General features: G+C 70.6%; 27 protein-coding genes. 16 read left to right on the top strand and 11 right to left on the bottom strand.

Going from position 1 to position 25,002, the window contains the following annotated elements:
- Positions 1-275 precede the first annotated feature (275 nt).
- The gene (locus AB0I89_RS17985) at positions 276-1,514 is read right to left on the bottom strand and encodes a hypothetical protein (protein WP_357127545.1); all 1,239 of its coding nucleotides are present in this window, start codon (positions 1,512-1,514) and stop codon (positions 276-278) included.
- A gap of 168 nt (positions 1,515-1,682) precedes the next feature.
- On the opposite strand from AB0I89_RS17985, the gene AB0I89_RS17980 reads away from it, so the two are divergent.
- Positions 1,683-2,249 carry a hypothetical protein gene (locus AB0I89_RS17980; protein WP_357127542.1) on the top strand — a complete coding sequence of 189 codons (567 nt, stop codon included), beginning with the start codon at positions 1,683-1,685 and terminating at the stop codon, positions 2,247-2,249.
- Positions 2,250-2,570: 321 nt separating this feature from the next.
- Positions 2,571-3,245, top strand: coding sequence for a YdcF family protein (locus tag AB0I89_RS17975; RefSeq protein ID WP_357127539.1), 675 nt, complete (start codon positions 2,571-2,573; stop codon positions 3,243-3,245).
- A gap of 6 nt (positions 3,246-3,251) precedes the next feature.
- On the opposite strand, the gene AB0I89_RS17970 is transcribed toward AB0I89_RS17975, so the two are convergent.
- Complete coding sequence (locus AB0I89_RS17970; protein ID WP_357127536.1) at positions 3,252-4,478, bottom strand: helix-turn-helix transcriptional regulator; 1,227 nt, start codon at positions 4,476-4,478, stop codon at positions 3,252-3,254.
- 370 nt (positions 4,479-4,848) lie between these two features.
- On the opposite strand from AB0I89_RS17970, the gene amcA (AB0I89_RS17965) reads away from it, so the two are divergent.
- The 6 genes from amcA (AB0I89_RS17965) to AB0I89_RS17940 all read left to right on the top strand — a co-directional run bounded on the left by amcA (AB0I89_RS17965) (position 4,849) and on the right by AB0I89_RS17940 (position 7,979).
- Positions 4,849-5,013: a multiple cyclophane-containing RiPP AmcA gene (gene amcA / locus AB0I89_RS17965; RefSeq protein ID WP_196921378.1), complete on the top strand. Its 165-nt coding sequence runs from the start codon at positions 4,849-4,851 to the stop codon at positions 5,011-5,013.
- Positions 5,010-5,357 (top strand): hypothetical protein, encoded by a 348-nt coding sequence (locus tag AB0I89_RS17960; RefSeq protein ID WP_357127532.1) that lies wholly within the window; start codon positions 5,010-5,012, stop codon positions 5,355-5,357. Before amcA (AB0I89_RS17965) ends, AB0I89_RS17960 begins: the two co-directional genes overlap by 4 nt.
- Entirely contained in the window at positions 5,354-6,490 is a 1,137-nt protein-coding gene (gene amcB / locus AB0I89_RS17955; protein WP_357127529.1) for a cyclophane-forming radical SAM peptide maturase AmcB, read from the top strand. The genes AB0I89_RS17960 and amcB overlap by 4 nt, the downstream gene beginning before the upstream one ends.
- A complete protein-coding gene (gene amcA, locus AB0I89_RS17950; RefSeq protein WP_357127526.1) occupies positions 6,487-6,669 on the top strand; it encodes a multiple cyclophane-containing RiPP AmcA in 183 nt (60 codons plus the stop codon). The genes amcB and amcA (AB0I89_RS17950) overlap by 4 nt, the downstream gene beginning before the upstream one ends.
- Positions 6,670-6,731: 62 nt before the next feature.
- Entirely contained in the window at positions 6,732-7,394 is a 663-nt protein-coding gene (locus AB0I89_RS17945) for a pentapeptide repeat-containing protein (RefSeq protein ID WP_357127523.1), read from the top strand.
- A gap of 15 nt (positions 7,395-7,409) precedes the next feature.
- Positions 7,410-7,979 (top strand): kinase, encoded by a 570-nt coding sequence (locus tag AB0I89_RS17940; protein WP_357127520.1) that lies wholly within the window; start codon positions 7,410-7,412, stop codon positions 7,977-7,979.
- A 17-nt stretch (positions 7,980-7,996) separates the two neighbouring features.
- Here the strand turns inward: AB0I89_RS17940 and AB0I89_RS17935 are convergent, their stop codons facing one another.
- The gene (locus tag AB0I89_RS17935; RefSeq protein WP_357127517.1) at positions 7,997-8,446 is read right to left on the bottom strand and encodes a hypothetical protein; all 450 of its coding nucleotides are present in this window, start codon (positions 8,444-8,446) and stop codon (positions 7,997-7,999) included.
- A 119-nt stretch (positions 8,447-8,565) separates the two neighbouring features.
- On the opposite strand from AB0I89_RS17935, the gene AB0I89_RS17930 reads away from it, so the two are divergent.
- Positions 8,566-9,807, top strand: coding sequence for an FUSC family protein (locus AB0I89_RS17930; protein ID WP_357127514.1), 1,242 nt, complete (start codon positions 8,566-8,568; stop codon positions 9,805-9,807).
- On the opposite strand, the gene AB0I89_RS17925 is transcribed toward AB0I89_RS17930, so the two are convergent.
- Entirely contained in the window at positions 9,790-10,215 is a 426-nt protein-coding gene (locus tag AB0I89_RS17925; protein ID WP_357127512.1) for a VOC family protein, read from the bottom strand. The genes AB0I89_RS17930 and AB0I89_RS17925 overlap by 18 nt on opposite strands.
- 136 nt (positions 10,216-10,351) lie before the next feature.
- Here AB0I89_RS17925 and AB0I89_RS17920 point away from each other — a divergent pair, with 136 nt between their 5' ends.
- A complete protein-coding gene (locus tag AB0I89_RS17920) occupies positions 10,352-12,184 on the top strand; it encodes a glycoside hydrolase family 15 protein (protein WP_357127508.1) in 1,833 nt (610 codons plus the stop codon).
- A 9-nt stretch (positions 12,185-12,193) separates the two neighbouring features.
- Here the strand turns inward: AB0I89_RS17920 and AB0I89_RS17915 are convergent, their stop codons facing one another.
- Positions 12,194-13,009: a DUF72 domain-containing protein gene (locus AB0I89_RS17915; RefSeq protein WP_357128023.1), complete on the bottom strand. Its 816-nt coding sequence runs from the start codon at positions 13,007-13,009 to the stop codon at positions 12,194-12,196.
- 132 nt (positions 13,010-13,141) lie between these two features.
- Between AB0I89_RS17915 and AB0I89_RS17910 the strand changes: the two genes are divergently transcribed.
- A complete protein-coding gene (locus AB0I89_RS17910; RefSeq protein ID WP_357127506.1) occupies positions 13,142-13,873 on the top strand; it encodes a Clp protease N-terminal domain-containing protein in 732 nt (243 codons plus the stop codon).
- Between the two features lie 9 nt (positions 13,874-13,882).
- On the opposite strand, the gene AB0I89_RS17905 is transcribed toward AB0I89_RS17910, so the two are convergent.
- Together AB0I89_RS17905 and AB0I89_RS17900 are read right to left on the bottom strand one after the other, a co-directional pair.
- Complete coding sequence (locus tag AB0I89_RS17905) at positions 13,883-14,401, bottom strand: hypothetical protein (RefSeq protein WP_124771885.1); 519 nt, start codon at positions 14,399-14,401, stop codon at positions 13,883-13,885.
- A gap of 136 nt (positions 14,402-14,537) precedes the next feature.
- Positions 14,538-14,723, bottom strand: a complete 186-nt coding sequence (locus AB0I89_RS17900; protein ID WP_357127501.1) for a DNA repair protein — start codon at positions 14,721-14,723, stop codon at positions 14,538-14,540.
- Between the two features lie 170 nt (positions 14,724-14,893).
- Here AB0I89_RS17900 and AB0I89_RS17895 point away from each other — a divergent pair, with 170 nt between their 5' ends.
- Complete coding sequence (locus AB0I89_RS17895; protein WP_357127498.1) at positions 14,894-15,556, top strand: GNAT family N-acetyltransferase; 663 nt, start codon at positions 14,894-14,896, stop codon at positions 15,554-15,556.
- 235 nt (positions 15,557-15,791) lie between these two features.
- Here AB0I89_RS17895 and AB0I89_RS17890 read toward each other — a convergent pair whose 3' ends face one another.
- On the bottom strand, positions 15,792-17,246 hold the full coding sequence (locus AB0I89_RS17890) for a glycoside hydrolase family 3 N-terminal domain-containing protein (RefSeq protein ID WP_357127495.1): 1,455 nt from the start codon (positions 17,244-17,246) through the stop codon (positions 15,792-15,794).
- 165 nt (positions 17,247-17,411) lie between these two features.
- On the opposite strand from AB0I89_RS17890, the gene AB0I89_RS17885 reads away from it, so the two are divergent.
- The gene (locus AB0I89_RS17885; protein ID WP_357127492.1) at positions 17,412-18,587 is read left to right on the top strand and encodes an ROK family transcriptional regulator; all 1,176 of its coding nucleotides are present in this window, start codon (positions 17,412-17,414) and stop codon (positions 18,585-18,587) included.
- 84 nt (positions 18,588-18,671) lie between these two features.
- On the opposite strand, the gene AB0I89_RS17880 is transcribed toward AB0I89_RS17885, so the two are convergent.
- Positions 18,672-19,685 carry an ABC transporter permease subunit gene (locus tag AB0I89_RS17880; protein WP_357127490.1) on the bottom strand — a complete coding sequence of 338 codons (1,014 nt, stop codon included), beginning with the start codon at positions 19,683-19,685 and terminating at the stop codon, positions 18,672-18,674.
- Complete coding sequence (locus tag AB0I89_RS17875) at positions 19,682-20,692, bottom strand: ATP-binding cassette domain-containing protein (RefSeq protein ID WP_357127487.1); 1,011 nt, start codon at positions 20,690-20,692, stop codon at positions 19,682-19,684. The genes AB0I89_RS17880 and AB0I89_RS17875 overlap by 4 nt, the downstream gene beginning before the upstream one ends.
- Positions 20,693-20,823: 131 nt before the next feature.
- Between AB0I89_RS17875 and AB0I89_RS17870 the strand changes: the two genes are divergently transcribed.
- Together AB0I89_RS17870 and AB0I89_RS17865 are read left to right on the top strand one after the other, a co-directional pair.
- Positions 20,824-21,666, top strand: coding sequence for an ABC transporter ATP-binding protein (locus tag AB0I89_RS17870; RefSeq protein ID WP_355052121.1), 843 nt, complete (start codon positions 20,824-20,826; stop codon positions 21,664-21,666).
- A gap of 10 nt (positions 21,667-21,676) precedes the next feature.
- Positions 21,677-22,573 (top strand): ribokinase, encoded by an 897-nt coding sequence (locus tag AB0I89_RS17865; RefSeq protein ID WP_357128020.1) that lies wholly within the window; start codon positions 21,677-21,679, stop codon positions 22,571-22,573.
- A 17-nt stretch (positions 22,574-22,590) separates the two neighbouring features.
- On the opposite strand, the gene AB0I89_RS17860 is transcribed toward AB0I89_RS17865, so the two are convergent.
- Positions 22,591-23,319 carry a hypothetical protein gene (locus AB0I89_RS17860; protein WP_357127484.1) on the bottom strand — a complete coding sequence of 243 codons (729 nt, stop codon included), beginning with the start codon at positions 23,317-23,319 and terminating at the stop codon, positions 22,591-22,593.
- 90 nt (positions 23,320-23,409) lie between these two features.
- Between AB0I89_RS17860 and AB0I89_RS17855 the strand changes: the two genes are divergently transcribed.
- Positions 23,410-24,990 carry an alpha/beta hydrolase gene (locus tag AB0I89_RS17855; protein ID WP_357127481.1) on the top strand — a complete coding sequence of 527 codons (1,581 nt, stop codon included), beginning with the start codon at positions 23,410-23,412 and terminating at the stop codon, positions 24,988-24,990.
- Positions 24,991-25,002: the final 12 nt, after the last annotated feature.

Below are 25,002 nucleotides of genomic sequence, written 5' to 3'. Positions count from 1 at the left end.
ACGATGGTCGGGTGGTCGGGGGCTGCGGCAGTCGGCGGTTCTTGATCGGTTCGGGGGGCGAATCCCGAATGGGCTCGGAGCCGAGGTCCGGCGATCTAGGGCAGAACGCGGTAGCCGGGCCGCAGTAAGGGGTGTAGGAGCCGCAATGCATTCGGCGCCCTGAGGGGCAACGTCGGCCATATGAAGCAACTGCCCCTGCCCGAATTGAGTCCGTTCGCTAGGGCGACAAACGTGGCCGACGAGCGCTCGGGCGATTAACGCAACAGGCTGCTCAGCTACCGAGCACCGCCGACTAGAAACGGCAGGAACGCGATGTGCATCTCGCGGGCAGGGTCACCGTTCGCGTGGACCACGAAGTCGTACCGCTCGTCCGAGGCGGTCGAGCCACGCCGCTTGAAGTTCGGATGCGCCTCGAACGCCGCGACGGCCTTGCCGATCACGCTGGTGACGTCGCGGTCCCGGATGAACAGCAACAACGCGGCCTTGGTGTCGCGCCAGGTCAGGTAGCCCAAGAGTTGATCGATCGTGTCCGTAATCTTGGTGGCGCCGTCCTTGGGTCCGAAGATCTTGCACTCCCCGATGAACACGTTGGCGTCCTTCTCGCGGATAAGGATGTCGGTCTTGCCGCCGCAGTTAAATAGTTCGCCGCCAGCTCTGCCCTCGAATTGAGCGTTCAAGAGGATCAGCAGCAGATCACGGATGAGTTCTTCGCCGAGCTTTTCGGTCAGCGATGGACTGCGCTCGAACGCGTTACGCGCGTTACGCAGGACCGCGAGTGCATCTTCGTAGCTTGCTTTTTCAAGGGCCGGCTCGGGCTCAAAGGGATTAGCCTGGGCCCGGCTCGACTGCGTCGTGCGGGTGACGAGGCGACGCCGCTGTACCGGCAGTGCGTAGACGTTGGCGTCAGCCCGCCGCCGGATCGGAATGCCGATACTGGCATGGACTTGCCGCGCCGCGAGCAGTCGTGCGCGGCGTTGGGCCACCCATTGCGGCATCTGGTTAAGTAGGTTGCTGTTATGGGCGTTGATGTCAGCGCGAGCGAAGCCCAGACCCTTCTCGATGCGATCGATTCGTGTGCGAAACCACTGTCTGACTGCCTCCGGATCGGGGCGGGTTCCCTCCCAGACGATCACCAGCTCGCTGGCCTTCTCGTCGACCTTAGCCTCTATCGGCGCAATGAAGTACTGACTTGCTTTCATCGTGAACGGAGCCGGGTGGCCGCTGAAGGGGATCCGGACTGTGTACTGAACGACTCGTTCGCGTACGCGCTCTCCGAACATATTGACCACCGAGCGCTCAGCCTCGGTGGGCCTCTCGTCCATGTACCACTCGTCCGGATGCAGCGCCGGGCATTCGACGGCGCCGACGGCGACGAGCTCGGTGATGAGGTCGGCGTCGGTGCGCGCCAGGAAGTCGTCATCGTTCCAGGCGTTCAGGGCGTCCATGACCTGCTTGAGGTTGGTGCCCAGGTCTGCCGCTAATTCGCGGCCGTTGAATAGATGGTTGCTCGCCACCCGGCTACTTTACGGGGCAGGTCTGACATCTTCTCTGGTCGACTGCTGCAAGCTCGTGCGGCTGGCATTTTTTTGCGTGCAGTTGTTCGCATACGTCCCATCTGATGCTGCGCGAGGCTGGGGTTCTGACGAACTCTCCTATCGTAGTCAGTCGCTACGATGTTGGTCATGCCTGACTGGGGAAATGCTCCTGAATGGGTGGCCGCAGCGATCGCGGCCGCCGCTGCACTGTTCGCGTGGCTTTCGTATGTGGCCTCGGCAGAGTCAGCAGCGACGGCTGCGAAGCTGCTCCAGCAGCAGCAAGCGCCGCAGTTCACTGCTGAGGTGGAGAACCCTAACGGTGATGAGACCGGCCACCATGGTTGGCACAGGCTGATGATTGGCGTCGCAGCGTCGCCAGCTGGCCCACTTGATGAGCTGCGAGTCGATCTGCTAACCGATGGCGTCTCGTTCACCCCCGGCATCAACGGAGTCGAGCCGGGGGAGCCGCGGTTCACTGCGGTGCATGCGTACGAAGGGGTCAAGCCGGCCGGGCTGGATGTCGGCGACCGGGCACATTGGCGGGTGGAGTTCGCGGAGAGCGATGCTGGTATGCCTACCCTCGATCAGGTCGAGATCCGCGTAACGGCGACTCGCGGCGGACACAGCTGGACCAGCAAGTTGCACGCGGACGTCGCAGCGTGCCGGACAGAGCGGGAAGCGCTGCGAAGTTGGCGTCGTTCGGATCGGAGCTGAAAACACCAGTCCGGGTCGCGAAACTACAAGCGCCTCGCCCTACCGAGGCGCTCATCTGCCGCAGATCGCGTGGGCTCGCTCCGTGCGCGGTGCGGCCGTCCGCGAGGCTGGCGAGATGGCGTTGTGGGTTCAGGTACGCGAGCGGGCACCGACGGAGGGAGCGGCTGCCGATGGCGCTGATGGTGTCGGCCCTACCTGAATGCCCCCCGCTGGACAGACGTGCTGTAGCTGATCTGCGTCGCCCGGCCTGCCCTACGCTGACATCATGAGTAAACGGGGCGTGAACCAAACTCCAGCGCTCGCCCTACCTGGCGGGCGCTGATGGAACGGCAGACCGAAGTGCCGACTCACGTGCTCTCAGACGAAGTCCGTGCTCACGTGGCGACGCTGTGGCGATACCACGACATGCACCACGAGCTACGCCCGTGCGACGTGGGCATCGGGCTGGGCAGCCATGACCTCGGCGTTGCAGTGGTCGCATCGCGCCTGTTTCAAGCAGGCCTGTTCCCATGGATTGTTTTCACCGGTGCGAACGCCCCGACCACGGTCGAAAGGTTCCCGCGTGGAGAGGCGGTGCACTACCGCGAGTACGCCGTCGAGCAGGGTGTGCCCCCGGAGGCGGTTCTCGTGGAGCCGCGGGCCACGAACACCGCCGAGAACCTCGAATTCTCCCGTGCGCTCCTGGCCGAACGCCAGATCCCGGTGAAGTCGGTGCTGATCATGTCGCGGCCCTACCAACAGCGTCGGGCCTACGCCACCTGCAGGCTGATCTGGCCGGAGGTCGATGTGGTGTGCGCCTCAAACCCGCTCGAGCTGGACGACTACGTGCGCAGCATCGGCGACCCGCGGCGGGTGGTGGACATGCTGGTGGGCGACACGCAGCGGATCGAGGTGTACGCCGAGCGCGGGTTCGCTATCCCCCAGGAGATGCCGGACGAGGTGCGGGCGGCCTTCGAGCGCCTGGTGGCGGCTGGCTACACGAGCCGGTTGATCTGAGCCCAGCTACCAGCGAGGGCCTCCCGTCCGGACGCCCATTCGGTCGCTGAGTTCGACGGCCAGTCGTGGTGGCCGGGGGCGGGTGAGGATGTCTCGGACGAGGTCGCGGGAGAGCTGGTGGTAGCGCACCTGGTCGGGCCCGAGGGTCTCGGCGTCTAGGAGCGCGGCGAGCGCGTCGTCGATGCGGTTCCACCGGGCGAGGGCTCGGGCGGTTTCGATGGCGTGGCGAACCTGCCGCTCGACGGGCACGGTGCTGGTGTCGAGTGGGGCGCCGATGGCGATGGCGCGTTGCACATCGCCGAGTTCCATCGCCACGGTCGTCTTGTGGATCGATACGTTGGTCGGCCCGAACGCGGTCCACACGTGGTTGCCGTCGGCGCCGAGCCGCTGTGCGGCGGTATCGGCTTCGTTGATGTGGGTGTCGGCGGAGGCGCGGTCGTCGTCTCGGGCGGCGGCGAGCGCGCAGACGAGGTGCAGGCTGCCGTAGACCGACAGCAGCTGCGGAGTCGGCCTGACGAGCCGGGGTTCCAGGAACCGCGCCGCCGTGGCGGCGAGGCCCAGGGCTTGGGCGTACTCCCCGATGGAGGCGAGCGAGTGCGCGGCGGAGCGGCTGAGTGAGCCGATGACGACGTGGTCGTGGCTGGCGTTGGCGGCGGCCAAGCCCCGGCTGGCGGCGGTCCACGCGAGGTCACCTTCGCCGAGCTTGGTGAGGAACAACGCGGCGAGCTGGTGGGCGTAGGCGGTCATCGCGTGCGCTCGCTGGCCATCGTCTCCGTCGTACGCCTCGCTGGCGGTGAGGCAGTCGTGGATGAGGTAGGGCAGCCGGCGGGCGAGGGTGCCGTATCGCGAGTGCTGGTAGGCGGTCCAGATCTCGGCGACGTCGTTCTCGATCTCGCGGAGGGCGGGGGCCTCGACGTCCCCCGTGCTGGCCAGCGTCGGCGCGAGGTGACGATAGTCGTGAAGCGCGGCCCGCAAGGCCGGGATGGTCTCGCGCCCTGAGTCGTCCGACCACTCGAACAGGCTCGGTGCACCGATCAGGTCGCCGAGGGACACGTCGAGGGCTTTGGCGATCGCGCGTATGACCGATAGCCGATCGAGGTCAGCCCGGTTCGTCTCGACCTTGCGTAACCACTCCTGGGTCTTGCCAACCAAACCGGCCAGCACCTCCTGGGAGAGCCCTCGTCGACGCCGGTAAAAGGCGACGCGCTGGCCGGTGGTCATGTCTTCCGTCATCCCTCGCACACCATCACCCTGCCCGCTGAAGACCGCCGGACCCGGTACGGATTTTCCCGGTCCTCCGTACGGACCGCCCCTACGTTCAGTTCACCCCAGATCACCGGCGCGTGTCGATGCCGGTGTCGGGGATGACTAACAGGGAGCTGCAGATGGAGGGATCGATGAGCGGCGCACCACACCACGGCTTGGGCCGCTGGCTCGGCCCGTCCTGGAACGAACTGTCTCGGTGTTCTCCCCGCCTGCGTACCGCCATGAGGGCTGCGTGGGTGGGTGATCGGCGGCCTGCTCCCAGCCGCCGTGATGCGGCGGCGGGCTCGCCATTCCCCCGGCGAGCCCGCCGCTCATCGATCCTGGCGGGGGTGGAGGCATGACGGTGTACGTATCGCGTAACGCGATAGCCAGCCAGTCCCGGCGCCCCGAGCCCAGGTGGACGTCCTCACAGGGTCAGGTGCGGCGCGCTGATCCTCCGCTGCTCACCTTCGTGTGGCGTCGGCTGTTCGAGCAGCAGGCCCGCGAGGGCGGTCGCCGGTGACCGGGCAGCAGCGCCGTCTGGCGGCGAACGGGCTCGCGCCAGCCGAGGTGGAACATCTGCCGATGCGCCCGCTGTGGCTGTGCCGCCGGTGCGGGCAGCCATGGCCCTGCGGCGCGGCGAAGCTCGCGCTCCTCGCCGAGTACCGGGAAGAGCCGGTGAGCCTGTTCCTCTACCTGGCCGGCTGCCTGCACGACGCGATCGACGACCTGCATCGGCTCAACCCGAGCGTCACAGGCAGCGCCGCCGACATGTTCGACCGGTTCCTCGGCTGGCCCGCCCGCCACACCCACGCCTACCGCGTCAGTACCACCACGGCCGCCAGCATCGAAGAGGCCTCCTCGTGAACGGCATCGGCCTCATCAACGCTACCGGCCAGCCGGCGGTCGCCGGCAGCTTCCACACCCTGGTCGTGCAGCCGACGAGCTTTTGCAACCTCGACTGCACCTACTGCTACCTGCCCGACCGGAGATCCCTCCGCCTGATGAGCAGCGCAGTCGCGCAGGCTTGCGCCGAGTCGATCGCGCAGCAGAACAGCGGCCATCCGGTGAGCGTCGTGTGGCACGGGGGCGAACCCACCGCAACACCCACCGGGTTGTTCCGGGATCTACTAGACCCATTCGAGGAGCTCCGCCGCGCGGGGATGGTGCGTCACGAGATCCAAACAAACGCGACGTTGATCAACAGGCAATGGTGCGAAGTTTTCACCGCTCATGGGTTCGAGGTCGGGGTCAGTATCGACGGACCGGGCGCGTTGAACCGGAACCGCCTCGACCGGGCCGGCAACCCGACGGACGCCCGAACCCTGCGCGGCATACAGACCCTGGCCGAGGCAGGGCTGAGGTATTCGGTGATCTGTGTTGTCACCCCGGAAACCATCGACCACGCGGAAGCCCTCATCGACTTCTTCACCGGCCTGCCCGGCTGCGAGTCGGTGGGCTTCAACATCGAAGAGCAGGAGGGCGCTGACCGGGCACCGGTGTCGGAGGACGCCGCGTACCGGTTCTGGCAGGGCCTTATCGAACGTCGCGTCGGCGGCAGCCCGCTCCGGATCCGCGACGTGGACCGGCTGGCCGACTATCTCGCCGCCACCCGCGCTGGCCGCGTCGACCACGAGCCGTACGAGCCGATCCCGACCGTCTCTTGGGATGGACAGGTGGTGCTGCTGTCACCGGAACTGCTCGGCATCACCGAGCCGCGATACGGCGACTTCATCGTCGGCAACGTCCTTCAGCAATCCATTTCCGCCATGCTTGCCGGCGCCGGCGACCTGGGCTACGTCGCCGAGTTCATTACGGCCCTCAACGGCTGTGCCGACCACTGCGCCTTCTACGACTTCTGCCGTGGCGCCCAGGCCGGCAACCGCTACTTCGAGCACGCGACGTTCACCGCCCGAGAGACGACCTACTGCCGGACCACCCGACAGGCCCTCGTTCGCGCCGCCGCGGACCACCTCACCCCTCAAGGAGTAGCACCATGACCAATGCTCTCGCGATCCTCGTCAACGCCGCACCCGAGCAACTCGCTCGCCTCGGCGTCGACCCTGAGCGGTCAGTAGCGTCGATCGACGCGGCGAAGTTCGACAACCGCCCCGCCTGGGCTAACAAGGGTAAGTTCGACAGCCGACCCGGCTGGGACAACTGGAACAAGAAGAAGTAGCCCCAACCACGGGAATGCGCGGGGTGGCGTGCCCACCCCGCGCCTACACAGGTTGAGGACACATGCGCACCACCACGATCGGCGACGTGAAGGTCCTGCTGCCGGACCTCGAACCGGACGACCTCGACATCACCGCGGACCTCGCCGGCGGCCTCACCGAGGCTCTCGTCAACGGCGCAGCGTGGCACGGCTCGCACCTTGAGGACGCCCGCATCCGCAGCAGCCTGATCACCGGCGTGGACCTGAGCGAGAGCACCTGGGAGGCCGGCAGCCTCTACGGCTGCGAAATCACCCGCACCGACTTCTCCGGCGCGACCCTGACCGGCATCACCATCGAACGCTGCGCCATTACCGGCTCCCGGTTCACCGGCACCAGGCTCACCGACGTACGCCTCAAGGACGTCCTGTTCGACGGCTGCCGCTTCGACTACGCCACCTTCCAACGCGTCACCGCCGCCGGCTCGGTCGCCTTCACCGACTGCACTCTCACCAACGGCGCGTGGTCCTCCTGCCGACTACCTCGCATCGCGCTGCGGTCATGTGACCTCGCCGGACTGGAATTGGACTCCTGCCAGCTCGACGGCACCGACCTGCGGGGCAGCCGGCTCCAGGGCCTCAAGACGCCGCTGGACAACCTGCGCGGCGTCACCCTCGGCGAGGACCAGCTTCCTGACCTCACCCAGCTGACCGTCGCCGCCCTCGACCTCAGTGTCCGCAACGACTGAAGCCGAGGAGGCATCGTGCTCGCTGAACCCACTGGCAGCCCGGACACGATCCTCGTCTGCATCCGGGGCAACTCCGGCTCCGGCAAGAGCAGCATCGCCCGCGAGCTACGACGCCGGCACGGCCGGGGCTGCGCCCTGGTCGAGCAGGACTACCTGCGCCGCATCCTGCTGCGCGAACGGGACAAGCCCGGCGGCATCGCGCCTGCGCTGATCGCGCAGACCGTTCGGTTCGCGCTTGACCACGGCTATCACGTGGTGCTGGAGGGCATCATGCACAGCAGCCGCTACCGAAGCATGTTGACCGCGCTGCGGGACGACCACCGCGGCCGGTCGCTGTTCTGCTATCTCGACGTGTCGCTGGCCGAGACCCTGCGCCGGCACCTCACTCGCCCGCAGGCCAGTGAGTTCACCGCCGAGCACATGAGCGGCTGGTACGCCGCTCATGACGTCCTGGGCTGGCCTGACGAACTCGTCCTGCCGGAGACGACCGGCCTGGACGAGGCCGTCGAGGCCATCGCCGCTGCGTCCGGGCTACCCCAGAGCGGATGCGACGACGACCTGCTGCCCGGCCGGCCGTACTCGTGAAGGTGCCCCGAACGCTCTCAGGCCTTGGCGAACCTCGTGGTGAGTCGTGCGGTTGCCTTGACCTCGTACTTCAGGTGGTAGCCGGCGGCGATCACCATCGCCTCGGCGACCTTCGCCGCGTGCTCGTGGCCCTTGACGGCGGCGTTGGCGGCCAGGTCGACCGGCTGCCCGGTGGCGAGGCTGCCGGCCAGGGCGAGCAGTCGTTGGTCGTCGGCGGACAGGTGCTCGACCGCCGGTAGCGCGAGCAGCGCCGCCCAGTCGCGGATCACCGCCACCTGGATGTCGTGGCCGTCGTCGTACTCGGGGATCTGCACGACCTCGACCAGGTCCGCGAAGCCGGGTTGGTCCGGGAACTTGGTGAAGGTCAACAGGTGTACGGCGGCCTTCTCGGTGTCGGAACGGCCGACCCAAGCGCCGGCGCGGATCAGCGTACGGAGGGCGTCGGGGCTGAACTCGGAGGTGGACATGGCAGTGCCTCCTTCGCCGAGGGAATCCTCGTGTCGAGTACAGCAGACGTCGACAAGCATGGATCCCAAGCGATTGGCGCAGCCGGGATAGGTTTGCGCGCTCCGGGTAAGCGGCGCGGATGTGTGCCCACCAGGAGTCGGCGGCTGTCGGCGAGCCGGCGGACCACCGGGAGGCCCGGTTCGACCGCCTGCGGGCGTGGGCACAACGGGCGCTGCGCTCGCGTGCCTGGCGGCTGCGTCTGTTCGGTCTGCTCGCGGTGCAGGCCGGCGTCGCCGCCGCGATCGCCTGGTTCGTGGCGTACCAGTTCTTGGACAATCCGTCCCCGGTCCTGGCGCCGACGACGGCGGTCGGCATCGTGGCGGCCTCGATGGGGTCGCGCCTGCGGCGCACCATCGAGCTGCTGGTCGGGGTGACCCTGGGGCTGGCCGTCGGCGACGTGCTGATGCCGTTCTTCGGCATCGGGTTCTGGCAGACCGGTGTGGTCGTCGTGCTGGCGATAACGGTCGCCATCCTGCTCAAGGGGGGCGGTTCGCTGCTCACCCAGGCCGGCGGCACCGCAGTGCTGATCGCCACCCTGGAGCCGCCGCTACGGGACCTGTCCGTCCCCCGCTTCGTCGACGCGGCGGTCGGGGGGCTGGTCGGGCTGGGGGTCGGTCTGCTCCTGGTGCCCATCCATCCGCAGCGGACGCTGCTGCGGCTGGCCGAGCCGGTGGTCGGGCCGGCAGCCGACATCATGCATGACCTGGCGACGGCGCTACGTAAGCGCGATCTCGGGGACGCCGAACGGAGCCTGCGCGGGTTGCGCGAGCTGGATCCCCGCCTGGCCGCTCTCAACGACGGGCTCAGCGCCGCCCAGGAGGTGACGCGGCTCGCGCCCCTGCGGTGGCGCGACCGTGACTCCTTGGCCTTCCACACCACGGCGATCCGGCACCTGGAGCGGAGCCTGCACGGTTGCCGTTCACTGTGCCGGCGACTGACCACCGCGCTGAAGGACGACGAGCCGATTCCCGAGGAGTTTCCGCAGGCCATCGACCTGCTGGCCGACGCGATGCCAACGCTGCGCCGAGCTGTCCAGGTCGGTCGGGAGCCTCAGGAGACCCGCGACCAGATCCTGGCGGGCGTCGAGCTGGTCGGGCGGGCGCAGGGAGCCGTCCGGGACTCGACCCGCCCGTACATCCATCGTCTCGGCTATTCGGGTTTGGTCGCGGTGGGGGAGTTCCGGGCGGCCGCCCACGATCTGCTGATCGCCAGCGGAATCGAGACCGTGCGAGCGGCGGCGCTGGTGCGGCAGGCGGTGGATGAGGACTACCAGGATCGAGCGGCGGAAACGGGGACGCCGAGCTCAGGCCGCCCGGAGTGAGGCGAGGATGTCGAGGTAGTGCGGGTTGGTCATGACGCCCAGCACGTTGCCGAAGGGGTCCACCACCGACGCCGTCACGAAACCAGTGTCTCCGCGAGGCGTGATCGGTTGGTACTCGGTGGCGCCCAGGGCCAGGAGCCGTTCCACGGTGGCGTCGAGGTCGTCGACGTGCCAGTGCATGACCGCCCCGCCAGGCCCGCTCGCCGCGCCCGGGGGCGCGTACCGGCGGTCGATGATGCCCAGCTCCGCCTGGTAGTCGCCGAGGCGGAACTCGGTGTAGGCGGGACGCCCGTCCGGGCCGGGTCGCGAGAAGTAGGCCTCCTGGCCCAGGAACCGGGCGTACCAGTCGGTGGCCGCCGCCACGTCGTCGGCCCAGATGTTGAGGGTGGCGAATCCGCGCAGGCTCATCCGGTGTCCTTTCGTCGATGTCGTCGAACGGTCACGCTATCGGCGGCCACCGACACCCTCGCCGGATCTCGGGGCTGCGTTCGTGTAGCGACGGGTTTCCCGGGTAGTCGCCGTCAGCCTGACGAGGGGGGTCAGTGTGCAGACGCGATATCCGGGGATCGAGGAGCACGGCCTGATCGGCGACCTGCAGACCGCCGCGCTGATCAGTAGGGACGGAACGGTCGACTGGTTCTGCGCGCCGCGCTTCGACTCGCCGAGCGTCTTCGCCGCCCTGCTCGACCGCGACAAGGGCGGACACTTCCAACTCTCGCCCGACGAGATCGAGTATTCGAGCAAACAGCTCTACCTACCCGGCACGCCGATCCTGATCACCCGCTTCCACAGTGCCGACGGCGTGGGCGAGCTGTTGGACTTCATGCCCGTAACGGGCGAGCAGGCCACCGACCGGCACCGGCTGGTCCGGCTGGTCCGGATGGTTCGGGGAAGCATGCGGTTCCGCTTCGACTGCCGGCCCCGGTTCAACTACGGGCGCGACCCGTACGAGTTGGAGGTCCATCCGGAGGGCGACGTCTTTCGCAGCTCGACCCTCTCGCTCACCCTGACTGCGTTCAAGGACGCGAAACGGCTTGTCGACAACGGGGCGATCCACCGGGACGCGGAGGGCGTCTGCGTCCGTTACGAGTTGCACGAGGGCGACATCGGTGGGGTCGTGCTGGAGACGGCCTGCCCCCACCCACCCCGGGCTCTCACCACGGAAGAGGCCTGCGAACTGCTCGCCGAAACCCGGGACTACTGGCGTCGGTGGGCCCTGCGAACCTCCTACACCGGTCGCTGGCGGGAGATGGTCGAAAGATCGGCCATGACCCTCAAGCTCATGACGTACGCCCCGACAGGCGCCCTGGTCGCCGCGCCGACGGCGGGGTTGCCGGAGCAGATCGGCGGCCCGCGGAACTGGGACTACCGCTACACCTGGATCCGCGATGCCTCGTTCTCGGTGCACGCGCTGCTCAGCGTCGGTTTCACCGATGAGGCCCAGAAATATCTGTCGTGGCTCGAAGCGCGTATCCAGGAGGCCCACGACGGCGGCCTGCCACTGCAGATCATGTACCGCATCGACGGCTCGCCGGACCTCCCCGAAGAGGTGCTGCCGCACTTGGAGGGGTATCGCGGGTCGGCGCCGGTGCGGATCGGCAACGGCGCGGCGGGCCAGCTGCAACTGGACATCTACGGCGAGGCGCTGAACTCGCTGCACCTCGCCGACCAGAGCGGGCTGATGACGTCGTACGAGGGGTGGCGCAAGACGGCCGGCCTGATGGACTGGCTCTGCGACCACTGGGACCAGCCCGAGGACGGCATCTGGGAGACCCGGTCCGGCCGGCAGGACTTCACCTACGGGCGGATGATGTGTTGGCTCGCGTTCGACCGTGCCATCCGCATCGCGCACAACCGGGGGCGTCCCGCGAGCATCACCCGGTGGGCGGACCAACGCAACGCCGTTTACGAGCAGGTCATCGCACGGGGATTCCATCCGGGACGGCAGGCCTTCGTGCAGCACTACGGGAGCGACATCACCGACGCCTCGCTGCTCGCGATGCCCGGCGTCGGCTTCATCGCGCCGAACGATCCGATGTGGCTGTCGACGTTGCGGGCGATAGACAACGAGTTGGTGTCGGACAGTCTCGTCTACCGGTACGACCCGAAAGCCTCGCCCGACGGGCTCGTCGGCTCCGAGGGCACCTTCAGCATGTGCACCTTCTGGTACGTCCAGGCTCTCGCCCAGTCCGGACGGCTCGACGACGCCCGGTTGACGTTCGAGAAGATGCTGACCTACAGCACGCCGTTGGGGCTCTACTCGGAGGAGATCGCCCCCACCGGCGAGCAGATCGGCAACTTCCCGCAGGCGTTCAGTCACCTCTCGCTGATCAGCACCGCCCATCACCTCGACGCGCTGCTCGACCGACAGCCGTGACGTGGGTGCTCAGAAGAGGGTCAGCGGCTCGACGGAGATCGGGTCGGGCAGCGGGTCGAGACCCGGCACGTGGGCGCGTACCTCGTCGTGGAACCGCCGGGCGAGCCGCGGCGCGTCGGCGTTGTCCGGCGTGTGGACGAACATGGTGGGGGAGCGCCCCTCGCGCAGCCAGCCGGCGGTGACCTCGACCCAACGCCGCCACCCCTGCACGGTCCGGGTGTCGTCGTCGCGGCCCAGGTAACGCACGATCGGGCGGTCGGTCAGCGCGACGGACCGCAGCGGCACCCGGGGTTTCTTCATCCAGGCGTCGCGTTCGGCGTCACTTGTCGGCGGGCGGCTGAAGAAGGCGGTGGTGTCGAAGGGGATCCATTCGGCCGACGCCCCGGTCAGGGTCTCCTCGAGCAGCCGGGTCGCGCGGGGCTCGGTGAAGAACGCGGGATGGCGGACCTCCACGGCGTAGCGGTGGGAAGCCGGGAGCTGCGCGAGGAACCGGCCGAGCGTGGGTACGTCGGCCGGCGCGAACGACCCCGGTAGTTGAATCCAGAGGGCGTGGACGCGTGGGCCGAGGGGCTCGATCGCGTCCAGGAAGGCGTGCAGCGGTTCGTCGGCGTTGGTGAGCCGACGTTCGTGCGTGACGACCTTGGGCAGCTTGAGGACGAATCGGAAGCCGGCGTCGGTCTGCGCCGCCCAGGATGCCACGGTGTCCTGGGTCGGGGTCGCGTAGAAGGTGGTGTTGCCCTCCACGGCGTCGCACCAACTGGCGTAGTGCCGGAGGCGTTCTCCGGACGGCAGCGAGTGCCCCGGCCACGACCGGTGACTCCACATGGCGCACCCCACGTGCAGACGCATGCCGGCCCCTCCTCCGCTGTGCGGCCGCGCCCACCCTAGCGGGCGTCTCGCGACTGATGTCGTCAACCAGTGGTTGACGGAATGCGGGCGTCAACCTATGGTTGACGCATGACCGAACCTTTCCAGATGAGCAACCCCGTCAAGCTCGACGACCTCATCCAGGCGATCAAGAAGGCGCACACCGACGCGCTCGACCAGCTCACCGACGCGGTGATCGCCGCCGACCATCTCGGTGAGGTCGCCGACCACCTGATCGGGCACTTCGTCGACCAGGCCCGGCGCTCGGGAGCGTCGTGGACCGACATCGGCCGCAGCATGGGGGTCAGCAAGCAGGCCGCCCAGAAGCGCTTCGTGGCCAAGGGCTCCACCGAGGCCGCGGCGCTCGATCCGAACGCCGGCTTCGGCCGGTTCACCCCGCGAGCCCGCAACGTGGTGATGGCCTCGCAGGAAGAGGCCCGCGCCGCCGGGAACCCCGAGATCGGCCCCGCGCACCTGGTGCTCGGGCTGCTGGCCGAGCCGGAGGGGTTGGCCGCCCGGGTGCTGGTCGGTCGGGGTGCCACCCCCGAGGCGGTGCGGGAGGCCGTCGGCGCCGTCCTACCGCCGTCGGTCGACCAGGTTCCGGACCTCATCCCGTACGACGCGCGCGGCAAGAAGGCGTTGGAGCTGACCTTCCGGGAGGCGCTGCGCCTCGGGCACAACTACATCGGCACCGAGCACATCCTGCTCGCCCTGCTGGAGCAGGAGGACGGTGCCGGCGTGCTCACCGACCTCGGCCTCGACAAGGCGGCGGTCGAAGCCGACCTGTCCGCCGCCCTCGCCGCCGCCGTCGCGCAACAGTAGGAACCGGGGTCAGGACGCCTCGGGGAAGCCGTAGCGCAGGGCGTGCTCCGGATCGGCCGGGTCGATCTGGCGTACGCCCGCGTCCGCGAGCCGCTTGTTGACCTCGTCGAGCTGCTCGCGGACCAGCCGGGCCTCCTCCTCGGTGACGCGGCCCCGGTGCGGCTTGCCGGCGTGCTCCAACGTGCCGTAGTCGATCTTTTCGGCGCTCTTGCGGGCCTTGGGCGGGCGGACCCGTTCGGCCGTCTTCAACAACTGCGCCATCGGGACGTCGGTGGCCATCGCGTCGAACTCGCTCGCGGTGAGGACGACCCGTCGGGGCTCGCCCCCGCCGTGCCGGTCGTGGATCTCGACCACCGCCACGTCCAGCGCGGCGTCGTCGATGTTCTCCACCTCGCCCGGGGTGGCGTCGAGCTGCACGGGCCCGGCGACCAGGTCCGGGTGCTCCAGGACGACGACACGAACCACCTCGTCGTCCTGCTGCAGAACGGTTCCGGTGAAGTCGGAGACGTGGATCGTCTTCTTGCCCATGCGCGGAGCTTCTCCTGTCGTAGGCCGGGTGCCGGACCTGGAAGAAATTACCCGACAGGTGTGCGAATGCCGTCGCTGGTCCTCCTGCGGTGTGTCGTCCCCGACGCTGTCCGTCGTAGCTGACGCGTCGGTGTGTTCAGCGCCGGTTGAGGCCGTGCCGGCTGGAGCTGGCCGGCAGCTCGTTCAGCGCCGCCCAGGGCAGCCCGCCCGTCGCACGGACCACCCGGTACCCCGCCTGGGTGGGGGTGCCCTCGGCGGTGCCCGCCGCTCGCCAGAGTCGCGCGGGGTGCTGGTGGAAACGGTCGTTCGGCTGAATCGGCATGCCCATACCGTGGCAGAGAAAGGTGTCCAGATAGGGAAATGCCTATGACGGTCGATGTCGCGAGCTGATTCCCGGATCTCGGGCAGCGTCCCACCCTGGCGCGATGGTCCGCCCGGTCGAGCCGCCCGGGCGTACGGTGATCACGACGTGTGGGGCGACGGGAGGTACGCATGCTGGACCGGCGGTTGCAGCTGCACCTCGCCTCCTGGCTCGGCCAGTGGCCGGCCGGACCCGGGCTGCACGTGGTCGCCTCGCGCCGGCGGGCACTGCCGGCCTGGGACGGCCGGCTGCGTCCGGCCCTCGCCGTGGACACCGGTCGGAGCGCGGTGCTCTCCGTCGCGCCGGACCGGGCCGCCGCTATCCGGGCGTTGGTCGAGCGCACGCCGGAACGGCTGCTCGCCGCGCTGCCGGAGGCTGTCGGGCACCCCGCCTTCTGCGTGCACGACGGCCCCTTCCGCTGGACTCTCTCGCCCGCGCCCCTGCCCGACGCGGGCGAGTGGGTCGCCTCGACGACCCCTGGGCTGCCGCCCTGGCTGCGGCTGTTCGACCGGCCGGTGCTCGTGGTGCGCGATGCCGACGGCGGCTACCTGGCGGGCGCCGCCATCAAGCGCCACGACGCGTACGGGCACGAGCTTGCCGTCGGCACCGCGCCGGCGGCCCGCGGCCGTGGCCTCGCACGTCGGCTGGTGGCGCAGGCGGCGCGGCGGGTCCTGGACGAGGGCGCGGTGCCGACCTACCTGCACGAGCGGGACAACCAGGCCTCGGCCCGGGTCGCGGAGGCGGCGGGTTTCCCGGACCGGGGTTGGCGGGCGTACGGGGTGTATCCGCGCTGAGGTGGGCTCAGTGCGCGGACCGTGGATCCCGGGCCGGATCCACGGTCCGCAACCTGCCCCCAGGCCCCGGTTCGCTCCGATCGGCCGTGCCACTGACACGCCGATCCGATATCGATCACGCTACGTATCGAAACTGCAAGCTGCAAGATGCGAGCAGTCGGGTCGGAGTGTCGAATTGTGGACTTGACCTGCGACGAAGCGCGGTGACGTTGGCGAGCCGATCAGTAACGCAGGGTCAACCCGCGAGGCCGAGCGCCTCCGCCGCCGCCCGTCCGTTGGCGTGGCTCGCGCCGTACGTGGTGACGAACGCCCGTGCGCCGGACGGTCGCCACGCCCCCGGCCAGCCCATCTCCACGACGGTCACCGGATGCGCGGCGGCCAGCGCGTCGACCAGTTCCGGGCCGCCGGGCAGCCGATGCAGGTGCCGCCCGACCAGCACGATCGGCCGGTCCCCGGCCAGCTCGCGGACGGCCGCCTGATCGGTCTCGCTGGCCACGACGCGGATCTCGCGTCCACCGTCGAGGTGTGGGCCGAGGCCCCACGGCACCCGGCCCTCGGCCATCGTGGACTCGGTGTGCAACTGGACCACCAGCGGCTGGTCCAGGTCGGTGAGCAGTCCCTCCACCCGCACCGCCCGGCGTGCCACCGCGTACCCCAGGTCGGGGTCGGGGGTGGCCGACGACCGGCCGGCGGCCCGGGTCCAGGCGGCGAGCGCGGCGGCGCGGCCGGCCGCCTCCTCGACCCGGGCGACCGGCAGCCGGCCGTCGGTGGTCGCCGCGGCGATCTCGGCGGCCACGCGCTCGACCAGCGCGGCGTCGACCTGCGCGCCGATGCAGAGCAGGTCGGCGCCGGCCGACAGCGCCCGTACGGCGGCCGGCCCGACGCCCCCGGCGGCCACCGCCGCGCCCTTCATCTCCAGGGCGTCGGTGATCACCGTGCCGGTGAAGCCGTACTCGGCGCGCAGCAGGTCGACCAGGACGGCCCGGCTGAAGGTCGCCGGACCGTCGCCGGTCAGCGCCGGCACCCGGATGTGCGCGGTCATCACGGCCTGCGTGCCGGCCGCGACGACCGCGGCGAACGGCGGCAGGTCGCGCTGGCGGAGCAGTTCCAGCGGTACGTCCACCGTGGGCAGCTCGTGGTGGGAGTCGGTGACCGTCGCGCCGTGTCCGGGGAAGTGCTTGGCGCAGGCGGCCACACCGGCGGCCTGGAGGCCACTGACGGCCGCGGCCGAGTGTGCGGCCACCCGCAGCGGGTCGGCGCCGAACGAGCGGGTGCCGATCACCGGGTTGTCGTCGGCGGTGTTCACGTCGACGGTGGGGGCCAGGTTGACGGTGACGCCCAGCGCGGCCAGCTCTGCGCCGATCGACTGGTAGACCCGGCGGGTGAGCGCCACGTCGCCGACCGCGCCGAGGGCGGCGTTACCGGGGTACGGGCTGCCGGTGGCGTGGGCCAGCCGGGTCACGTCGCCACCTTCCTCGTCGATGGCGATCAGCACGTCCGGCCGGCCGGCGCGCAGCGCCGCCGTGCTCGCCGCCACCTGCGCGGGGTCGTGCACGTTCGTGCCGAACAGGGTGTGCCCGGCCAGGCCGTCGGCCACCAGGTCGACCGCCCAGCGCGGCGGGACCGCTCCCGGGTACGCGGCGAGCAACGTGCCCAGCGCGAGCCGGCGCAGTCCTGGATCGAGCCCCACGAGATTTCCCCCTTCGCTTCCCGTGGATACGAACGTGTACCCGCGGTGGTCGTCGCCCTGCCGGGTTGGCCGAGCACTCTGCCTCGGGGTGACCGTTACGCTACGGCTACCCGTTCGCAGGTCGGTTTACAGTTAGCAAAGTTTACTAAAACTAGAGGACGTGGCATGAGTGCGACCCGGCTGCCCGGCACCCCCCGCCTGTTGCGGGCGCTCAACGACCGTGCGGCGCTGGAACTGCTCCTCGAGCGGGGACCGCTCACCCGGGCCCGGCTCGGCGAGCTGACCGGCCTGTCCAAGGTCACCGCCTCGCAGCTCGTCGAGCGCCTGGAGGAGCGTGGCCTGGTCAGCCGGGTCGGCGAGCAGGCCGGCGGGCGAGGGCCGAACGCCCAGCTCTACGCCGTACGCGCGAGCAGCGCGCACGTCGTCGGGGTGGACGTCGGGCCGGACCGGGTGGTGGCCGCCTGCGCCGACATCACCGGCGCCGTCATCGGCCGGGTGGAGCAGTCGACGCGGGACACCGACGATCCGGTGGGCGTGGTGCACAACGCCGTGGTGCAGGCCGCCAGCAGCGCCCAGGCGCAGCTCAGCAGCGTCCGACGGATCGTGCTCGGCACGCCGGGCCTGGTCGATCCGCAGACCGGCGACATCACCTTCGCCTTCAACCTGCCGCGCTGGCACAGCGGTCTGCTGGCCGCGCTGCGGGACGACCTGCACACCCCGGTGGTCTTCGAGAACGATGTCAACCTGGCCGCGGTGGCCGAGGCGCAGTCCGGCGCCGCGCAGGGAGTGGGGGACTTCGTCCTGGTCTGGGTGGGTGCCGGTGTCGGCCTGGCGATCATGTTGGGTGGGCGGCTGCACCACGGCAGCAGCGGAGCGGCGGGCGAGATCGGCTACCTGCCGGTGCCCGGCGCGCCCATCCCACGCGATGTCTCGCGGCGCGCGAAGCCCGCCTTCCAGCAGGTGATCGGCGGTGACTCGGTGCGCTCGGTGGCCCGTGAGCACGGCTTCTCCGCGTCGGACGCCGCCGGCGCGGTGCGTGCGGCGGTCGAGGCCGGCGCCGCCGGTGGCCCGATGCTCGACGAGTTGGCCCGCCGGCTCGCGCTCGGCGTGGCCAGCACCTGCGTGGTGCTCGACCCGCCGTTGGTCGTGCTGGCCGGCGAGGTCGGCCAGGCCGGCGGCACGGCGCTCGCCGACCGGGTGCAGCGGGAGGTCGCCGCGATCACCCTGGTCCGGCCGCGGGTGGTGCCCACCGGCCTCACCGAGGAGCCGATCCTGCGGGGTGCCCTGCGTACCGCGTTGAACGCCGTCCGTGACGAGGTGTTCGGCTCCACCGTCGGCTGAGCCCGCTGCGGCGGTCATGTGAAGGAATATTTCACCGCTGGCCGCCCGGCTGCAAGCTCTTGCCACCGGGCGGCCATTGCCACCTCAGTTCAGATCACGGCGGCGGAAGGCGGCGAAGGCCAACACGGTCAACCCGCCGGCGACCGCGAGCAGCACCGCCAGCGACGGTCTCCAGGTGAGGGTGTAGAAGCCCTCGCAGGACGTGCCGCTGAAGTTTCGCCGACAGAGCTGGGAATCCCAGATCCGTACCTCACCGCTGAGCCACGCCCCGACGTACGTGGAGAGCATCATCTGTTCCGGCCGCCGGGCGTCGACGATCGCCAGCACCAGCCGGGCGCCCAGCTCCCACACCACCGCGTACGCGGCGACCACTCCGAGCGCCGCCGACGTGTGCCGGCCCAGCGTCGCGATGGCGAAACCTGACGCGGTGGCCAGCAGCACCAGCACCAGGCCACGGCCGTGGATGGCGCCCAGCGAGCTCCAGAAGTCACCGTCGAGCCGACCGGCAAGCCCGGCGGTCTGCCCGATCACCCAGAAGGTGGCCAGGTAGGCCACCGAGGCCACCACCGCCAGCGCCAACATGGCAGCCAGCAGGGTGCCCAGCTTCGTGCCCAGCACCGTCAGCCGGCGTGGCCGCCACAGCAGCAGGTTCACCACCCCACCGGAGTTCAGGTCCGCCCCGATGTACGAGGCGCCGACCAGGAAACCGAACAGCACCAGGAACGCGATGAGGAAGAACAGCAGCGGTTTGGCCTGCTCGGCGAAGTTGAACACCCCCGACAGGTAGTCGGACGCGATCGGCAACCGGTCCTGCTGGGCCGGGTCCATGTCGGAACAGTCGGCGGGCAGGTAGTCCTGGGTGTCGGGGGTCGAGATCCCGTCCCGCCGGGCCAGGCACTGCTGGTAGCTGACCTCCATGCTCCGCCGCGCCTCGATGGCCTGCTGCCGCGCCGAGGAGAGTTCCTGGGCGCTCGGCTGATGCGACCCGGCCAGCGTGGTCGCGGCCGTGATGCCGAACGCCAGCACCAGCAGGACGATCATGAGCTGCACGAAGCGGCGTGCGGAGAGGCGCTCCAACTCGGCCCGGACCAGGTTCACGCGTCCACTCCCCGTACGTCGAGATCGATCACCGGCGCGCCGTCGGCGTCGATTGGTCGTGCCGCCTCGTCGACCTGGCGGGGCACCGAGGGGTGCTTCCCGGCCCCGGTCAGCTCCAGGAAGACGCTCTCCAGGTCGGGTCGCAGCGGCGTCAGCTCGGCGACCCACAGATCCTGTTCACCGAGGACGCGGCTGATGATCGTCGGGTCGGTCGCTCCGCTCACCACCAGCGTCTCGCCCTCGACGGCAGCCGTCAGCTCCGCCGCACGCAGCACGTCGGCGGCGCGCTCGGGCTCGGCCACCCGGACCAGGAACTCGTGCCGGTCGTGACCCGCCAGCACCTCGTCCACCCGGCCGGCCGCCACCCGCCGCCCCTGCGAGATGATCGTGACGTGGTCGCAGATCAGTTGGATCTCGCCCAGGATGTGGCTCGACACCAGCACGGTCACCCCCGCCGCGGCGAGTGACCGCATCAGGTCGCGCATCTCGCGGATGCCCGCCGGATCGAGGCCGTTCGCCGGCTCGTCGAGGATGAGCAGACGCGGATCCTTCAGCAGCGCGGACGCCACCGCGAGCCGCTGCTTCATGCCCAGCGAGTAGCCCTTTACCCGCTCGTCGCCCCGGTCGCGCAGGCCCACCAGCTCCAGCGTCTCGTCCACCCGCGAGATCGGCACCCCGCCGGCGCGGGCCAGCAGCCGCAGCGTACGACGACCCGTGAAGTTGCCGAAGAACTGCGGACTCTCCACGATGGCGCCGACCTGCCCCGCCACCCGGGGCAGCAGCTCCGGCGACGGCTGGCCGAACACCGTCATCCGGCCGCTGTCGGCGCGGACCAGCCCGAGCAGGGCGCGCAACGTGGTGGTCTTACCCGAGCCGTTGGGCCCCAGGAAACCGTGGATCTGGCCGGCCTCGACCAGCAGGTCGAACCCGTCGACCGCCACCCTCCTGCCGTTGCGCAGACTGCGGAAGGTCTTGCGCAGACCCTCGATCTCGATGACCGCGCTCATCCGCGCGGCGCCAAACCTCGACCGGGCATGGGCCGTCCCTGGGGTGTGGTGATCAACGACACGGTGCCTCACCCTATGGCCAGAGCGCCGCCCGTGGGGGGCACGCCACTCCTGCGTGGTTGGATGGTCGGGTGACTGGTGACCTGATCCCCGGCGCTGCCGGCGCCGCGCCTGCCGCCGCACCCGTGGACCCGGATCTGGTGGTCAGCCTCGACAGCGTGGGCGTACGCCGCTCCGACAACGCCCTGTTGCAGGACCTGACCTGGCGCGTCGAGCTGGACGAGCGCTGGGTGGTGCTCGGCCCCAACGGCGCGGGCAAGACCACCCTGCTCAACCTGGCCGCCGGCCGGCTGCACCCCACCACCGGCGTCGCGTACGTCCTCGGTGAGCGGATCGGCCGCACCGACATCAACGAGCTGCAGACCCGCATCGGGCTCACCACGGCCGCGCTCGCCGCGCGGGTGCCCGCCGACGAGCAGGTCAGCGACGTGGTGGTCACCGCAGCCTGGTCGGTGGTCGGACGCTGGCGGGAGAGCTACGAGCACGGCGATGTGGCGCGGGCCAGGGCGCTGCTCAGCCAGCTCGGCGTCGGCAACCTCGCCGAGCGCCGCTACGGCACCCTCTCCGACGGCGAACGCAAGCGCGTCCAGATCGCCCGGGCGCTGATGACCGACCCGGAGCTGCTGCTGCTCGACGAGCCCACCGCCGGGCTCGACCTCGGTGGCCGCGAGGACCTGGTCGGCCGGCTGGCCGAGCTGGCGTACGACCCGGACGCCCCCGCCATGGTGCTCGTCACCCACCACGTGGAGGAGATCCCGCCCGGGTTCACCCACGCGCTGCTGCTGCGCGAGGGCGCGGTCGTCGCCCAGGGCCTCCTGGCCGAGACGTTGACCGGCGACAACCTCTCCAAGACCTTCGGTCTGCCGTTGGTGGTCGAGCGCTCCGGCGACCGCTACACCGCGCGCGCCGCCTGAGCGGGTGACCATGTCGCCGACGCGGGTGGTGGTGGTGGGCAGCGCCAACATGGACCTGGTCGCGATGGCCCCCGCGCTGCCCCGGCCGGGCCAGACCATGCTCGGCACCGACTTCGTGATGGTGCCCGGCGGCAAGGGCGCCAACCAGGCCATCGCCGCCGTCCGGGCCGGCGCCTCCTGCACCTTCCTGGGCGCGATCGGCTCCGACGCGTTCGGCGTGACGCTCCGCGCCCGCATCACGGCGGCCGGCGTGGACACCGGTCACCTGCGGGTGGCGTACGGCACGTCCGGCGTGGCGCTCGTGATGGTGAACGGCCAGGGGGAGAACGCCATCGTCGTCACCCCCGGCGCGAACGACGCGCTGGTCGGCCTCACCGAGGAGGAGTTGGTCGCGGTACGCGAGGCGGACGTCCTGGTCGCCCAGTTGGAGATCCCGGTGCGCACGGTGACCGCCGCGGCGCTGGCCGCCCGCGCCGCCGGCACCCGGGTCGTCCTCAACGCCGCACCGGCCCGGGACCTTCCTCCGGAACTGTTCGAAGCCGTGGATTTGCTCGTCGTCAACGAGGGTGAGGCGCAGGCGTTCACCGGCCGGGGCCGGGACTACCCGAGGGCGCTGCTCGACCTGGTGCCCCGCGCGGTACTCACCCTCGGTGACGCGGGGGCCTGGTACGTCGACCGGGAGGGCGTCGAGGTGCACGTGCCCGCCGTCAGAGTTGACGTGGTCGACTCCACGGCGGCCGGCGACGCGTTCACCGCCGCGCTGGCGGTCGGCTGGGGCGAGGGACGGGACGTCGTCGACGCCGTACGCTGGGCGGCGGCGGCCGGCGCGGCCTGCGTACGCAAGCTCGGCGCCTCGGTGGCACTGCCGCAGCGGGCCGAGATCGACGCGCTGTACGAGCCGGGCTGACCGCCCGTCCCGCGCGGTCAGTCGACCGGTTCGTCGCTCAGTTTCTCGCCCCGTCGGCGCAGCATGCCGAGGCCGGGGATGCCGGCCACGGCGAGCTTGAGGTCACGGGTGACATCGAGCAGGTCGTGCAGGTCGGGCCCGACCCGGTCCAGGGTCGCGAGGATCGGCAGGATGTCGGCGGTCAGGTGCTCCTTGAGCTTGGGCAACTCGTCGATCAGGTGGATCGCCGCCGTGATCTCCTCGTGGCTCAACTCCGCCACGAACCTGTCGGCCATCGGCGCGGCCCGGCGCAGCGCCGGCTCGTACGCCGCCAGCAGTTCGGCCGCCGTGGCCGCGGCCCGCGCGGCCGTGTCCACGGTGACCGCGGCGTTGCCGGCCACCGCGTCGGCCCCGGTGACCACCGTGCCCGCGAGGCGTGCGACCTTGTCGGCCTCGTTCACCACCACGGCGGCTGCGGCGGCCACCTCGGTGGCCGTGTCGACGGCGGTGGTCGCGGCGGCGCTGATCACCGCCACCTCACGGACCGCCGTCTCGGCGTCGGTGAGCACCCCATCGGTCCGGTCCAGGGTCGTCTCGATCCGATCGACCACGCCGTTGATCCTGGCCAGCAGCGCTTCCACCCCGTCCAGCACCGCGAACGCGCGGGCGGGCACGGCGGCGAACGAGGCAGCCGAGCCGAGCGCCTGGTCGAGGGCGGAGCGGGTCAGGCCGACCACCGCGGTTGGTGTGGGGAGGGGGAGCGCCATGGGGTCAAGTGTGCGTCGGTCCTGCCACAACCGCTCGTTCGCGGCTGTCGGCCCGGTCCGGGACGGGGTGCTCGGCGGTAGGGTGCCGGCATGTCGGCCGTACCGCCGCGCCACCCACCGAGCACCCGGACCGCCGTCCTGCTCGCCGTCCTCGCGGCGGTCACCGCCGCGCTCGGCACGGCGGTGCTGGTACGCGCCGACGCCGGCCTCACCGTGCGGCAGATCACCGTCGACGGGGTGCCGATGACCGAGGTACGCGCCGGCCCGCCGAACCCGGACGTCCGGCGACCCGGCGTGGTGATCGCACACGGCTTCGCCGGCTCGGCACGGCTGATGCGTCCGATCGCCGACACCGTCGCCCGTCGCGGAGCGGTCGCGCTGGTGTTCGACTTCGCCGGGCACGGTGCCAACCCGGCCCGACTCGGCACCGGCATGTCGCCCCCGACGCTCGCCGCCGACCTGGACATCGCCGTCGGACACCTGCGTTCCCAACCGGACGTGGACCCGACCCAGATCATGCTGGTCGGCCACTCGATGGGCGCCGGCGCGGTGACCCGCTACGCGGCCGGGCATCCCGAGATCGCCCGGACCGTGGCGATATCGCTGCCCGAGGCCGGCGAGCTGCCCCCCGGTCGGCCGACCGACCTGCTGCTGATCGTGGGCGGCGCGGAGTTCCCGGGGTTCCGCCGAGCAGCCGACGACGCCGCACGGCGGGGCGCGACGGTGGGTCGCCGACCCGCCGTCGTGGTGCCGGGGGTGGAGCACATCTCGGTGCTCTTCGCCCCGCGTACCCACGAGGAGATCGCCCGCTGGCTGCCCAGTGTGGACGGGGACGCCCCACCCCGTCCGTTCGCCCGTCTCATCGGCGCGGCGCTGCTCGTGGTCGCGTTCGCCGTCGGACTGGTCCCGCTGGCCGCGCTGCTCCTGGGCCGGCGGGCCGCCGTGACGCTCGCACCGGCACGGCCGCCTGCCGTGACGCTCTCGCCGGCGCACTCCGCCGGGCGGCGGACGGCGGGGGGATCGGCGTCGGCGCTGCGGGTTCCCGTCCTGTTCGGGCTGGCCGTCCTCGCCAGCGGGCTCGCTGCGGCCGTCGCGGCGATCCTGCCGACCAACCGCCTGCCGCTCGCGGTCGGCGGTTACGTCAGCGGATTCCTACTGGTCACCGGCATCCTGACGGTCGGCGGTCAACGCTGGCTACCCGCCGCGACACGCGTGCCGGAGATCGCCGACGAGCCGGTCGGCAGCCGGACACCGATACGGATCACCGGCGCGGTGCTGGCGCTGACGGCGTACGCGATTCTCGCCGTGGCGCTGCCGATCCACCTCGGGCTGACCTCGGCGCTGCCGGTCGGCGCCCGCTGGTGGCTCCTTCCGCTGGTCATGGGCGCGTGCCTGCTGTTCCTGCTCGGCGTCGAGCTGGTGGCGGTCGGCCGGACGTGGCGGCGTCTGCTCGTCGTCGCGGTCACCGTGGTGGTGCTGAGCACGTCGGCGGTGGTCGGCCTGGCGCCCGGGTTCGTGCTACTGGTGGTAACGCTGTTCGCCGTGCTGCTCGGCTGGCACGTGCTGTGGGCCGCCGTCCTGCGTCGCTACGCGTCACCGCGTTGGCTGCCGGCCGTCGTGGGCGCGGCCCTGCTGGGCTGGCCGATCGCCACCACCCTGCCGCTGACGTGACCGGCGGCTGGG

Source organism: Micromonospora sp. NPDC049801 (assembly GCF_040656575.1).
Taxonomy (GTDB): Bacteria; Actinomycetota; Actinomycetes; order Mycobacteriales; family Micromonosporaceae; genus Micromonospora.
The sequence above is the reverse complement of the archived record's forward strand: the minus strand, read 5'-3'. Positions and strand labels throughout refer to the sequence as shown.